Annotated in this window: 11 protein-coding genes; 5 read left to right on the top strand and 6 right to left on the bottom strand. The window is 53.2% G+C overall.

The window, feature by feature from the left end:
- Position 1 precedes the first annotated feature (1 nt).
- The 3 genes from IB226_RS10775 to IB226_RS10765 all read right to left on the bottom strand — a co-directional run bounded on the left by IB226_RS10775 (position 2) and on the right by IB226_RS10765 (position 3,737).
- Positions 2–991, bottom strand: coding sequence for an ABC transporter permease (locus IB226_RS10775; protein WP_192235293.1), 990 nt, complete (start codon positions 989–991; stop codon positions 2–4).
- Positions 984–2,504 (bottom strand): sugar ABC transporter ATP-binding protein, encoded by a 1,521-nt coding sequence (locus tag IB226_RS10770; protein ID WP_192235291.1) that lies wholly within the window; start codon positions 2,502–2,504, stop codon positions 984–986. The genes IB226_RS10775 and IB226_RS10770 overlap by 8 nt, the downstream gene beginning before the upstream one ends.
- A gap of 246 nt (positions 2,505–2,750) precedes the next feature.
- Entirely contained in the window at positions 2,751–3,737 is a 987-nt protein-coding gene (locus IB226_RS10765) for an autoinducer 2 ABC transporter substrate-binding protein (protein WP_192235288.1), read from the bottom strand.
- Positions 3,738–4,376: 639 nt separating this feature from the next.
- Between IB226_RS10765 and IB226_RS10760 the strand changes: the two genes are divergently transcribed.
- Both IB226_RS10760 and IB226_RS10755 read left to right on the top strand, forming a co-directional pair.
- Positions 4,377–5,672, top strand: coding sequence for an MFS transporter (locus IB226_RS10760; protein ID WP_192235286.1), 1,296 nt, complete (start codon positions 4,377–4,379; stop codon positions 5,670–5,672).
- A gap of 15 nt (positions 5,673–5,687) precedes the next feature.
- The gene (locus tag IB226_RS10755; protein ID WP_192235284.1) at positions 5,688–6,494 is read left to right on the top strand and encodes a substrate-binding domain-containing protein; all 807 of its coding nucleotides are present in this window, start codon (positions 5,688–5,690) and stop codon (positions 6,492–6,494) included.
- Here IB226_RS10755 and IB226_RS10750 read toward each other — a convergent pair.
- From IB226_RS10750 to IB226_RS10740, 3 genes are all read right to left on the bottom strand, one after another.
- Positions 6,469–7,368: a LysR family transcriptional regulator gene (locus IB226_RS10750; RefSeq protein WP_110867105.1), complete on the bottom strand. Its 900-nt coding sequence runs from the start codon at positions 7,366–7,368 to the stop codon at positions 6,469–6,471. The two genes, IB226_RS10755 and IB226_RS10750, sit on opposite strands and share 26 nt — an antisense overlap.
- A 137-nt stretch (positions 7,369–7,505) precedes the next feature.
- Positions 7,506–8,297, bottom strand: a complete 792-nt coding sequence (locus tag IB226_RS10745) for a cytochrome c oxidase assembly protein (protein ID WP_225608258.1) — start codon at positions 8,295–8,297, stop codon at positions 7,506–7,508.
- A 12-nt stretch (positions 8,298–8,309) separates the two neighbouring features.
- Complete coding sequence (locus tag IB226_RS10740) at positions 8,310–8,786, bottom strand: DUF2243 domain-containing protein (RefSeq protein ID WP_217547842.1); 477 nt, start codon at positions 8,784–8,786, stop codon at positions 8,310–8,312.
- A gap of 240 nt (positions 8,787–9,026) precedes the next feature.
- On the opposite strand from IB226_RS10740, the gene IB226_RS10735 reads away from it, so the two are divergent.
- The 3 genes from IB226_RS10735 (at position 9,027) to IB226_RS10725 (ending at position 13,862) form a co-directional block, all read left to right on the top strand.
- Complete coding sequence (locus tag IB226_RS10735) at positions 9,027–9,641, top strand: TetR/AcrR family transcriptional regulator (protein ID WP_192235282.1); 615 nt, start codon at positions 9,027–9,029, stop codon at positions 9,639–9,641.
- Between the two features lie 73 nt (positions 9,642–9,714).
- Complete coding sequence (locus IB226_RS10730) at positions 9,715–10,815, top strand: efflux RND transporter periplasmic adaptor subunit (RefSeq protein WP_192235280.1); 1,101 nt, start codon at positions 9,715–9,717, stop codon at positions 10,813–10,815.
- A complete protein-coding gene (locus tag IB226_RS10725; protein WP_192235278.1) occupies positions 10,812–13,862 on the top strand; it encodes an efflux RND transporter permease subunit in 3,051 nt (1,016 codons plus the stop codon). The genes IB226_RS10730 and IB226_RS10725 overlap by 4 nt, the downstream gene beginning before the upstream one ends.
- Positions 13,863–13,904 lie beyond the last annotated feature (42 nt).

The raw sequence follows: 13,904 nt of genomic DNA, 5'->3' as shown, positions 1-13,904 counted from the left end.
GTCACATTCCCTTTGCCAGTTTGCGTTTTTCATTCCATGCGGTGCTGCTGATGCTGACCAGAATGATCACGCCGCTGAAAACCTGATGCCAGTAAGATGAAATGCTCAGCAAGGTCATACCATTTTGCAGGAAGGCCAGCAGCATTACCCCTAGAATGGTGCCGGTCAGCGAGCCACGGCCACCGGTCATGCTGGTGCCGCCTAATACCACCGCCGCCAGCACCGTCAGCTCATAACCCAGCAGGGAATTAGGCGCGACAGACTGGGTGATTTGCGCCTGAACCACGGCCGCTATACCCGCCAGCAATCCCATAAATCCGTATACACAAAAATGCAGTCGCAGGATGTTCAGGCCGAGACGCGACGCAGCGTCACGGTTGCTGCCCATGGCATAAATCTGGCGCCCCACGCGTGTGCGGTTCATCAACACGCCGGTGGCGATGATCACGCCCAGCAAGCTAAGCAGCGGCAGAGTCAGGCCATAGTCGTAACCGTCGGCGGCGGTAAAGGAGAACCAATTAATACCGTTCATAAACCAGTCGGGAAACCCGTATAACCAGGTGCCATTGGTGACATACACCAGCAGACCGTAAAACAGGTTTAACGTGGCAATGGTGATAATGATGGCCGGAACGCGTAGCCAGTACACCAGAAAACCGTTGACCAGCCCGAGCAGCAACCCGCTGCCCATCGACAGGGCAAATGCCAACGGAAAGCTACCGCCGTGATGGATGATGTAACTGGCCATCACGTACTGACCGATTGAGGTAATGGCCGGAAAGGAGATGTCGATGCCTCCGGCAATTAACACCACAAACAGTCCACAGGCCAGAATGGCAAGAATGGCGTAACTGGTGGCGACGTCAGTCAGGTTACCCAGGGTCATAAATTCACTGGTGCTGACGCTTAAGCCAATCACCAGCAGCAGAACCAGTAATCCCAGCCAGAATTCGTGCTGGGAAAACAGTTTCGACAGAGATTTATTATCCATTAATCACCTCCGCAATCTGCGCTTCGCTGCTTTGGTGCGGCGCGAATTCCGCTACCAGTTCGCCTTTGCGCATCACCAGCACGCGATGACTGTTGTAATAGGCTTCCGGAATTTCATCGCAAATCATCAGCACCGCCATGCCAGATTCCGCCAAATCGCGTGCGATGCGATAAATTCCCTCTTTGTTGGCAATATCTACGCCGACGGTCGGGGAATCGAGGATCAGAATATGGGGTCGCGTTGCTACCCATTTGGCGATGGCGATCCGCTGCGCGTTACCACCGGAAAGGGTTTTAACGGGTAACTGGCTATCCGAAACTTTGATGTTCAAATCGCGGATTAGGTCTCTTACCACCGCTGCGGCTTTCTTATGGTCCATTAATCCTGCGCCGGTGTGCAGCTTGTCGAAAATGGACACCAGCGTGTTGTCATAAATGGATTGCTCCATGATCAGACCCTGCGTCAGACGGTCTTCTGAAACATAAGCAATGCCGTGACGGATGGCGTCGCGGTTACTGTGGAATTGCACCACATTGCCGTTAACGCGGATTTCTCCGCTATCTGGTTGGCTCATGCCGAACAGGCTCAGACAGAGTTCCGTCCGGCCCGAACCGAGCAGGCCAATAATCGAGGTGATTTCACCCTGGCGCAGCGCCACTGAAATATTCTGATACTGACCTTTGCGGCTTAGTTGGCTGACTTCAAGGAGTGGCGTTACGTTGGCTGGCGCACGATGCGGCAGATGACTGTAGGTAAAACGTTGTCCGGTCATCAGGAACGCCAGTTCATTACTGTCGAGTTCGCTGGCCGGATAGGTGCCAACCAGTTTGCCGTCGCGCATCACGCTGATGCGATCGGCCACTTCCATCACCTCATCAAGACGGTGGCTGACAAACACCACGCAGATACCGGCGGATTTGAGCTCATTCACCACGCGCAACAGACCATTCACTTCAGTACGAGTCAGCGATGCGGTCGGTTCATCCATAATCACTAAACTGGCGTCAGCGGCGATAGCGCGGCATATGGCGACTAATTGGCGATCGGCGATCGACAGCTTTTCGACTTTACGATCCGGATCCAGAGAGACTCCGACCCGTTGCATCGCTGCCACCGCTTTTTTGCGCATTGCCTCGCGATGTACCCAAAAATCTCCGCCTGGTAAATAACGGTGAATGGCAATATTTTCGGCTACCGACAGATTGGGAAATAAAGACAAATCCTGATAAATAACCTGAATGCCGTAATACGAAGAGAGCTGGGGCGTAAGAGTATGAAATAGTTTTCCGTCCAGCGTAATGGCCGCGCCTTTTTCCGGCTGATAAACACCAGAAATGACTTTAATGATGGTACTTTTGCCACAGCCATTTTGACCAGCAAGGCAATGAACTTCGCCTTTATTTAACGTCAGGCTGACATTGTCTAATGCTAGTACGCCGGGAAATTCTTTACTGATTCTTTCAAGGCTGATAAAGGCCTCATAAGGGGCAGGGGACGTATTAAGCGTATTCATCACCGATCCTTAAGCATATCCTTTATAATTCCAGTGGGCGTTGGCTGCACAGTTTTAATTGAATCAATGAGTTACATTTTCTCATTGGCAACTTTGCCCTGGCTGGAATTATTTTGGGTATAAATTTTCATGTCTGAGTCGAGATCTAAATACGGCACAACATACAACGCCGTATTTATTTCTCTTAGCCTGGTGTGGCGCTGGAGATAATCTGTCTCCGGAATATACCTGAATTAAAAAGCCTGATCAGAATCCAAGTGATTTCGCATTCTCTGGTGTCACTTCCAGAATTTTATTAAAGCGAATGACTTTTTTATCCATATCTACGTCGGCTTTCCCCAGCCCTTCGATAGTCAGATCTTTGGTGACTTCTTTACCCTGCAATAGCTGATCAGCAACCGTTACTAAGGCATAGCCGGCATCTTTCGGATCCCACAGCAGCGCTTTCTTAATATCACCGCGCATTAAATACGGAGCAGCTTGAGCGGGCATAGCGATACCAACAACGGCGATTTTATTTTTAGCGCGTTTCTGTTGAACCGCCTGACCCGCACCAATCGGGCCGAGCGAACCGAAACCGATAATCCCTTTCAGGTCGGGATAGGTCTTCATTAAATCCAACGTGGTCGAGTATGACTTATCAATATTTTCCGCCACCGGCAGGCGAGACGTTACTTCATGCATATCCGGGTACTTTTCTTTCTGATATTTGATCGCAGCATCCGCCCACGCGTTATGCAGCGGCACAGTCAGGGATCCAACATAAATGGCGTACCCTCCTTTGCTACCCATATCTTTTGCCAGTTCGTCCATATTGGCTTCAGCATATTTCTGGCTGTCGATGGTTTCGATATCCCATTGACCAATTTGCTGGTCCGGCGATTCATGGGTTAATACCACGATGCCCTGGTCACGCGCTTTCTTTAATACCGGCTCCAATACTTTGGCATCGTTTGGCACCACGATGATGGCGTCGACTTTTTTAGCAATCAAATCTTCAATCACTTTGACTTGCTGGGCCGGGTCTGGAGTGGAGCCGCCGACTTGATAAGCGTTGACATCCAGTTTTTGCGCGGCTTCTTTCACGCCGACTTCCATGCGGGTAAACCATGGAATGCCGGTGACTTTGGCGACCACGGCAATATCGTAAGGCTTAGCGGCGAAAGAGGGTGTTGTGAATAACATGCATGCTGAAACCACACATGCACTGACTAATGCGAGGTTAAATTTCATTGCGATACCTTTCTTATGATGTTTTGCAGTAGGGAGCGGACGGTTGGTATTCAATTCACACTCAGAGATTAACTGAAGGAGACACCGGTTTTCGCATGATTGTGATCAGAATGTGAACGATGCCCATTTTTGTTAAATTTAAAGCTTACTTATGTTAATAAAAAGTAAATAAACACTCCTTCCTTTCCCGGCATCCCGAATTTCAGAGGTGATGGGGTGTTTCTATTAACAATTTATTTCCAATAAAGCAACAAAAGAGAAATATTTGACCGCGTCGTATCTTTCTTGCAGCGAAGAAGGCGGTGCCAGAAATTTTATTTGCACGGAATGTGAACAGCAGCGCATTCCTGGCGATTTTAAGATTCCGAAAACGACGTTTCCCGACCGCCGTCATTTTCATCCTCACCAGATATGAGCCTTGTCACAAAATACGTATGACGTTTTTAGCCCTCAAAAAGTAACGCTAAGAAGTAAGGGGCTGTTAAAGGCCCGTTGCAGCTTGTTAATGAATTTGTTAACGCAGATTAATGCATCAAACGCATCAACCCATGAGTTTATTGCGCTTATATAGTTTGTTTTGCTCATCCAGTCTGCAGAAGCAGGCGCTGTAAAAGCGCTAATGACAAACTGGAGATAAACATGCATTCCTCTAACCTACCCATGACGGCCCGAACCCGATGCAGTGCGATACTGCGGGTGACTTCTGGCAACTTTCTGGAACAATTCGATTTTTTCCTTTTCGGGTTTTATGCCACTTATATCGCCCATACTTTCTTTCCGGCCAGCAGTGAATTTGCTTCGCTGATGATGACCTTTGCGGTCTTTGGCGCAGGGTTTTTAATGCGTCCGGTCGGCGCGATTGTGCTGGGCGCGTATATTGATAAAGTTGGCAGACGTAAAGGGCTCATTGTTACCTTGTCGATCATGGCGGCGGGGACATTCCTGATTGTTCTCATTCCGTCTTATCAAACGATTGGGCTCTGGGCACCCTTTTTAGTGCTATGTGGTCGCTTATTGCAAGGCTTCTCAGCGGGCGCAGAGTTAGGCGGCGTATCCGTCTATCTGGCAGAAATTGCCACGCCCGGCCGTAAAGGTTTTTACACCAGTTGGCAATCTGGCAGCCAGCAAGTGGCCATTATGGTGGCAGCGGCCATGGGCTTCGCACTGAATGCGGCCATGGAAGAAAGCACCCTTCGCGAGTGGGGATGGCGTTTGCCTTTCCTGTTCGGCTGCCTGATTGTTCCGTTCATTTTTGTTCTGCGCCGTAAACTGGAAGAGACCGAAGCGTTCACTGCTCGCCGCAACCACCTGGCGATGCGTGACGTGTTTAAAACGCTGTTAGCAAACTGGCAGGTGGTTATCGCCGGAATGTTGATGGTCGCCATGACCACCACCGCGTTTTATCTGATCACCGTATATGCCCCTACCTTTGGTAAAAAGGTGCTGATGCTGAGCGCTTCTGACAGCCTGCTGGTGACTCTGCTGGTTGCGGTATCAAACTTCTTTTGGCTACCGGTTGGGGGAGCCCTGTCAGACCGCTATGGCCGTAAGCCTGTATTGGTGACCATGGCGATGTTAGCGCTGATGACTGCTTATCCGGCACTTAACCTGCTTGCTGAAGCACCCAGCTTTTCCATGATGCTGACAGTGCTGTTGTGGCTCTCCTTCCTTTACGGTCTGTATAACGGCGCCATGATCCCGGCATTAACAGAGATTATGCCGGTAGAAGTGCGAGTTGCAGGCTTCTCTCTGGCCTACAGTCTGGCTACGGCTATTTTCGGTGGATTTACGCCAGTCATTTCAACTGCACTGATTGAGTACACCGGCGATAAAGCTTCACCCGGCTACTGGATGAGCTTTGCTGCGATTTGTGCATTACTGGCCACCCTCTATTTATACCGTCGCAGCGCGTTATCACTTCAAACCGCTGGTTAGTTCAGGAATAACATCATGCAAAAAATACATCGTTCACTTCTCATTACGCTGTTAGTGAGTTCCGTTAGTTTTTCAGCGGCGGCCAAAGATGTCACCGTTATGATTTCGGGCGGATTTAAAGCGGCGCTGGAAAAACTGGCCCCACAATTTGAAGCAAAAAGCGGCGACAAGATCATTTTGATCTCTGGCCCCTCGATGGGGAGAACGCCTCAGGCGATTCCTGCGCGCCTGGCGCGCGGGGAGAAGGCGGATGTGGTGATTATGGTCGGTGATGCGCTGAAAAACCTGGAGAAGGATAACTGGCTTCAGCCGGGTTCGCGCGTTGAGCTAGCCGACTCTTCAATTGGTATGGTCGTTAAAGAAGGTGAGCCTAAACTAAATATTAAAACGGATACAGATCTGCGTAATGCCCTTTTGCAGGCCAAATCTATTGCTTATTCTGACAGTGCCAGCGGCCGCTATGTCAGCAGCCAACTGTTTAAAAAGCTGGGTATAGAAGACCAGGTAAAAACAAAAGCGCATAGGATAGAGCGCATTCCGGTGGCATCCGAAGTGGCTAAAGGCAATTATGCCGTCGGTTTCCAGCAAGTGAGTGAATTGCTACCCGTACCGGGCGTCACCTTTGTGGGTGAACTGCCTGAAGATGTGCAATACGTTACCCGTTTTGCCGGTGCGGTGACCGCCAAAGCAACAAACGGGCAGGAGGGCAAAGCGTTACTCAACTTCCTCTCTTCGGCTGAGGCGCAAGATACTGTGCGCGCTACCGGATTGCGATCGGTGACGGCTGAACTGCCGGTTAAACAACACGATACTGTTCAGTGATCAACTTCTCTAACTCAGCTGCAATGTAGGATTGCATACGGCCACTGCGCCTGATCAGGCCAACCGTACGCTTTACCACCGGCTCAGTGAGTGAAAGGTGTGTGAGTACTGAATGCTCTGACATCGGCATCGACATAGCGGGTACGGCAGCCATGCCGATACCCGCTTCAACCATACCTAGCATGGTGGTCACATGACGGGTTTCGCAGATACTGGGGCGCTCAGGAACGATGTGATCCAGCATCTTATCAAGTAGATGGCGGTTACCGGAGGTCTTATCCAGCTCAATGTAATCCTGCTGATAAAACTCTCGCCAGGTCAGGTTTTTTTTATTGGCTAATGGATGATCCCGCCTGCAGGCCGCCACGTAGACATCGCTCGTCAAGGGTATAAATTCGATAGTGGTTTGCAGATCCCTGGCAAAACAGATGCCGAAGTCTGCCTGACCACTGGCCACTGCTTCAATGACGTTTCCAGCGCTACTATCAATGATTTTCACACGCACTCGTGGATAGCGTGTCTGGAAACGGCGGATAACATCGGGCATAAAATAGTAGGCTGCCGAGGGCACAGTGGCAACGGTGACCAGCCCTACACGATCCTGACTCACCTTATTAATATCCGCTAATACCAGTTCAACATTCGCCAGCAGCTGATCTGAGCGTTCAGCAAAGGTCCGTCCATATAGTGTCAACGTGACACGCCGGGTCGTTCTGTCGAACAACTTAATCCCTAACGCGGATTCTAGCTTTTCTATCCTACGACTCAATGCTGACTGTGAAAGGCAGATGGACTCAGCGGCAAGCCGAAAATTACTGTATTCAACCAGCGCACGGAAGGCATAAAGATCGTTAAGGTCAAAGTTTACAGGCATAGCAGCAGACAGTCCTTTGGAGCCAGCGGGTGTTCAAAGGGGCAATGATAGCCACATTATTGATTACGGTAACCACGTCTTACCTACAAATGTTATTACTTCTTATGTTGGCAAATAATTTTGCCATGAAATGGTCATTATTTCCCCGCCAGCATTTCTGGCAGCGTGCTGCGTTGCCGGAACCACGCGGCAAAAAAGCCGACGATAATGCAAAACTCGGCAATATCTCCGCCGTAATACATCCACTGCGCAGCCTGCTGAATTTCTTCAGCGCTGGCTAAGGTTCCACGTGGGTATCCGAAGCCGTACATCAACTTCGCAAGAATAGCGTGAGCGGTCGTAGCAAAAAAAATTGCCGCCAGACGCACAGTTCTCGATGGACGGTGAGGCGCGGGATCGGGCCCGGCAACAGACCAGGTAAACAGGTAGCCGGAGAGGACAAAATGCAGATGCAGGAAAATAAACAGGGCAGGAATGGCCATGCTCAACGCATATAACGGAGTGAGATAAAGAAGATACATCCCGCCAATATCCAGCGAAGCAGCGGTAAATGGATGGATTAAAAAGCGTATCGGGCGGGTGCGGAGAATAGTCATCATAGCGCGCGCCCACCGTGCGGATAGAGTGCGTAATATCAGTGAGCCGGGCGCCCCAAATACCAATCCGAGAGGTCCAAACATACCAAGTAACAGATGCTGCAACATATGACCGCGTAAGTCATGATGCGCCCAGTTAGCCAAAGGCGGCAGCATGGATGCCACGATCGTGACGATGCCGGCGGTGAAGCTGGCCATGCGCCAGGCGCTCCAGTGGGCAACCCGCCGTAAACGGACAGCGGCGATCAAATAAAAAAAGAGGATGACAGCCGGAGCTATGATCAGAAGAGTAAATAGCGCGACTGAATGGGGCATCGCCGCAGGATGCATCATGGGATCCACGGATCAAACTTCCGTTTTAGCGGATAGAGCAGACCGCGCGTGACGATAAATCAGCAAGCCTGCCACCAATAACAGCACAGCAGACAGATTCCAGATGAGGTCATAAAGCAGCACGTTATCAACATAGCGGATCTGATGCAGCCTGAGCAGCTTGTGATCAACAATTCCATCAAACAGTTGAAACGCACCCAACCCCACAATGAATCCTGCCCATGCTGCCGTGCGGTTGAGTTTTCCACGGCTTCGCAGGTCCGCAAACATGAAAAAACCAAGCACGAAAAGAATCAGCTCGCCTGCGTGCAATAATCCATCTGAAAGCAGGCTAAACGCGGGTGTGCCCCAGTCAAAGAAGTGATGCCAGGCCAGAATCTGATGAAATACCACTTCATCAATTGCCGCCATCATACCGATTCCCAGTGGAAGGGTGGCTATGAATGAACGTTTCAGATCGGATTGAGGACTGGAATTCAAAGTTGGCACTACGTTCTCCGGGTAAAAGTTAAATTTCACTTAAGAAGCGTAGATGATAATTCCCGCAGCCCGGCCAATTTACGCCAGCGTTATGTCGGGCAGGGCGCACGACATTACCGAAAGCGGTTTTTCAGAGATTCCGCTGAGATTGTGATGATAGCAATCAGGCCTTGAAGCGATGAGAAATTGTGACCAAAATATCCACTGGTCACTCATCGTTTACATCAGCTCACCGAGCAAAGTTGAAATATGACAGAGAAAAAAACTACCGCCGCCACGCGTGGGCCTTCCGACCACACCATCCGCGATCAGATTGTGGCTGCCGCCATGGAATACTTTAGCCACTACGGCTTTGAGAAAACCACCGTATCCGATCTCGCGCGATCAATCGGCTTCTCAAAAGCCTACATTTACAAGTTTTTCGGTTCTAAGCAGGAAATCGGTGAAGTCATCTGCGCCAATTGCCTTACGGATATCACGGAAAGGCTGAACGCTGCGCTGGAGAAGTCACCTTCCGCCACGGAAAAAATAAAGCAGCTGTTTCAGACGCTTGCTGTGGCAGGCTGCGAGCTGTTCTTCCGCGAACGTCGGCTGTATGACATCGCCGCCGCTTCCTCGCGTGAGCACTGGCCTGCTGCTGTGCAATATGAGGATTCCCTGCGTGAAATCGTGCTCGCCATCCTGCGCGCAGGACGCACTGCCGGGGAATTTGAGCGTAAAACGCCGCTGGATGAAACGGCCGCCGCCGTCTATCTGGTACTCAGACCTCTTGCCGATCCACTTCAATTGCAATCCTCACTTGATACGGCCGGAGAAGATGCAAACCAATTGGCTGCATTAGTACTTAGAAGTCTCGCTCCGTAGTTTGTGACCATTGACATAATTGGTCACTAGTCAGAGAATGGCGTCCTCATACTTCCCTTGAGTAAGGTAACCCATGCTCCGGCATCTCCCTTTGTTGTCCGTCATCTGCCTGCTGCCGGTCATTCTGACTGGTTGCGGCGAACCTCTATCAGCCGCTGACGATCCGCGCTCCCGGCCGCCACTCATCAGGACGGCGACCGTCGAGCCTGCGGCGGGTCAATCTCGCGTTTTTACCGGCATTGTGGCCGCACGTTTTCAGAGCGACCTGGGTTTTCGCGTGTCGGGCAAGGTGCTTGAGCGTCTGGTTGATAAGGGGCAAAGCGTCAAACGCGGCCAGCTGCTGATGAGGCTCGATCCCGCTGATCTCGCGCTGCAGGTCCGCGCTGCGGAGGGTGCGGTAAACGCCGCCCAGGCACGCGCGCGCCAGACCGGCGATGATGAGAAACGCTATCGTGGATTGGTGGGTTCTGGCGCGGTCTCTGCATCCTCTTACAGTCAAATTCGTGCAGCGGCAGATGCCGCGCGTGCCGATCTGAGCGCCGCGCAGGCGCAGGCACGCGTGGCGCTCAACGCCTCGGAATATGCCGTACTGAGTGCTGATGCCGATGGCGTGGTGGTGGATACGTTGGCCGACCCAGGCCAGGTGGTTAGCGCCGGTCAAACGGTTGTGCGCCTCGCCCGCGCTGGTCAGCGTGAGGCGATGGTCAGTCTGCCGGAGACATTGCGCCCGCAGGTGGGATCGCCGGCCACAGCCATCCTGTATGGCAGTGGGATCGAGAATGATGCCAGGCTGCGCGAGTTGTCAGACTCGGCGGATGCAGCAACCCGCACCTACGAAGCACGCTATGTGCTGAGCGGTGCCGCAGCCGGTGCTCCGCTGGGTTCAACCGTAACCCTGCGTATCCCGGAATCTGCGGCGACGCAAGAATCCTGGTCAGTACCGCTCAGTGCAGTGTGGGATGCGGGACGCGGTGCTGGCGTCTGGCTGGTGGAAGGCAAACCCGCCAAAGTCACCTGGCGGGCCGTGACGCTGCTCGGTATCAGCGACGACAGTGCGCGCGTGTCGGGTCCGCTTCAGAGCGGGGAACAGGTGGCCGCGCTGGGCGCACACCTGCTGCATGAAGGTGAAGCCGTCCGCATCGTAATGCCTGGGGCGCAAGGAGCCGAGCCATGAGCCGCAATCGCTTTAACCTCTCGGCGCTGGCGGTGCGTGAACGATCGGTCACGCTGTTCCTGATCATTCTCGTTACGGTTGCCGGCATAGTGGCTTTTCTGGGGCTGGGAAGAGCGGAAGATCCCCCGTTTACCGTCAAGCAGTTGACGGTGATCACCGCCTGGCCTGGCGCCACCGCGCAGGAGATGCAGGATCAGGTGGCTGAGCCGCTGGAGAAGCGGCTGCAGGAGCTGAAGTGGTATGACCGCACCGAGACCTATACTCGTCCCGGAATGGCATACACCATGCTTTCCCTACAGGACAGCACGCCACCTTCTGAAGTGCAGGAGCAGTTTTACCAGGCACGCAAAAAGCTCAGCGATGAGGCGCGCAACCTGCCGGCAGGTGTGATCGGGCCGATGGTTAACGATGAATTCTCGGATGTGGTTTTTGCCCTCTATGCACTGAAAGCAAAGGGTGAACCGCAGCGATTTCTGTCTCGTGATGCCGAAAAACTCCGCCAGCAGCTGCTACACGTTGCGGGCGTAAAAAAAGTTACCATTACCGGCGAGCAGGCAGAACGTATTTATGTCTCCTTTTCCAGCGATCGCCTCGCTACGCTGGGCATTACACCGGAACAGATATTTAACGCCCTGAACGGGCAAAATGCCCTGTCACCCGCCGGTTCGATACAAACGCGCGGGCCCGAGGTGTTTATCCGCCTTGACGGTGCGCTGGATACGCTCGAAAAAATCCGCAACACGCCGGTCGTCTCCGGTAATCACACGCTACGGCTTGTCGACGTGGCCAAGGTCGAACGTGGCTATGTCGATCCGCCCGATTTTCTCATCCGTAATGAGGGTGAACCTGCACTGATGTTGAGCGTGGTAATGAGGGAAGGCTGGAACGGTCTTGAGCTGGGTAAAGCGCTGGAACAAGAGGTCCGAAATATAAATAGTGACATGCCGCTGGGCATGACGCTCACCAACGTTTCCGACCAGGCGGTTAACATCAGTTCGGCTGTCGATGAGTTCATGGTGAAGTTCTTCGTGGCTCTGCTGGTGGTGATGGTGGTGTGCTTTGTCAGCATGGGCTGGCGCGTTGGCATCGTGGTTGCTGCCGCGGTTCCGCTGACGCTTGCCGTGGTATTTGTGGTGATGGCCGCCACGGGAAAAAACTTTGACCGCATCACGCTGGGTTCACTTATCCTCGCACTGGGTTTACTGGTTGATGACGCCATCATTGCGATAGAGATGATGGTGGTGAAAATGGAAGAGGGCTATGACCGCATCAAAGCATCGGCCTACGCCTGGAGCCATACAGCCGCGCCGATGCTGGCCGGCACGCTGGTAACCGCGATCGGCTTCATGCCCAACGGCTTTGCGCAGTCCACCGCCGGTGAATACACCAGCAATATGTTCTGGATAGTGGGGATTGCCCTGATTGCCTCGTGGGTGGTGGCAGTATTGTTTACCCCTTATCTGGGCGTGAAGATGCTGCCCGACATCAAGCCGGTAGTCGGTGGCCACGCGGCAATCTATAACACCCGCCACTACAATCGCTTTAGACGGCTGCTAACCAAAGTCATCGCGCATAAGTGGTGGGTGGCAGGCGCGGTGATTGGCTGCTTTGTGCTGGCGATCATTGGCATGGGGCTGGTGAAAAAACAGTTCTTCCCAACCTCCGATCGTCCTGAGGTGCTGGTTGAAGTGCAAATGCCTTACGGCACCTCAATAGAGCAGACCAGCCAGACCACGGCGCGAATTGAGCACTGGCTGAAAAAGCAAAAAGAAACCCGCACGGTAACCGCGTATATCGGGCAGGGCGCGCCGCGTTTTTATCTGGCGATGGCCCCGGAATTGCCGGATCCCTCTTTTGCCAAAATCGTGGTGCTGACCAACGGCGAGCACGATCGCGATGCGCTGAAGCAGCGTCTGCGAGAAGCGGCAGCAGATGGGCTCGCGCCTGAAGCGCAGGTGCGCGTAACACAGCTGGTTTTCGGTCCCTATTCGCCTTATCCGGTCGCTTACCGGGTGATGGGTCCCGATCCAGACGTACTGCGCCAGCTGGCCGCGAAAGTGAAAGTACTGATGCAGGCCAGCCCGATGATGCGCACCGTCAACACCGACTGGGGTTCACGTGTACCGGTAATGCATTTCAGGCTGGATCAGGATCGGCTGCAGGCGATGGGGCTAACGGCTGCCGGAGCGGCTCGTCAACTGCAGTTCCTGCTAAGCGGGGCATCGATCACGGCGATTCGTGAAGATATCCGATCTGTGGAAGTGGTTGGTCGTGCAGCCGGAGAGGTGCGCCTCGATCCCGCGCGCCTTGACGCTCTGACGCTAGCCGGAGCCGATGGGCAGCGCATTCCACTCTCGCAACTCGGTGAAATCGACATCCGCATGGAAGATCCGCTGCTGCGCCGCCGCGACAGAACGCCAACCATAACGGTGCGCGGCGATATTGCTGACGGATTGCAGCCACCGGATGTCTCAAGTGCGTTGAGCCGGGAACTTCAGCCATTAATCGCGTCACTGCCGCCGGGGTACCGTATTGAACAGGCGGGCTCGATTGAGGAGTCGGGTAAAGCGACCAAAGCGATGCTGCCGCTGTTCCCAATTATGATTGCCCTGACGCTGCTGATCATCATCCTGCAGGTGCGTTCCATGGCAGCGATGGTGATGGTTTTTCTGACCGCGCCCCTCGGGCTGGTTGGCGTTGTGCCCATGCTGCTGCTATTCCAGCAGCCCTTTGGCATCAATGCACTGGTTGGGCTGATCGCGCTGTCAGGGATTCTGATGCGTAATACGCTGATCCTGATCGGACAAATCCATCAAAATGAGCGGGAAGGCCACGATCCTTTCAAGGCTATCGTTGAGGCAACGGTGCAGCGCGCCCGGCCGGTTCTGCTGACAGCGCTAGCGGCGATTCTGGCATTTATTCCACTGACGCACTCCGTGTTCTGGGGCACGCTGGCTTACACGCTGATTGGCGGGACGCTGGGCGGCACCATTATGACGCTGGTGTTTTTACCGGCGATGTATGCCATCTGGTTCCGTGTCAGGTAGGCTAATGCTGAAAAAAATCCCCGCCTGGAGCGGGGAAGGAAG

The sequence above is a fragment of the Pantoea sp. PNT03 genome (assembly GCF_014852515.1).
GTDB lineage: Bacteria > Pseudomonadota > Gammaproteobacteria > Enterobacterales > Enterobacteriaceae > Pantoea > Pantoea leporis.
The sequence above is the reverse complement of the archived record's forward strand: the minus strand, read 5'-3'. Positions and strand labels throughout refer to the sequence as shown.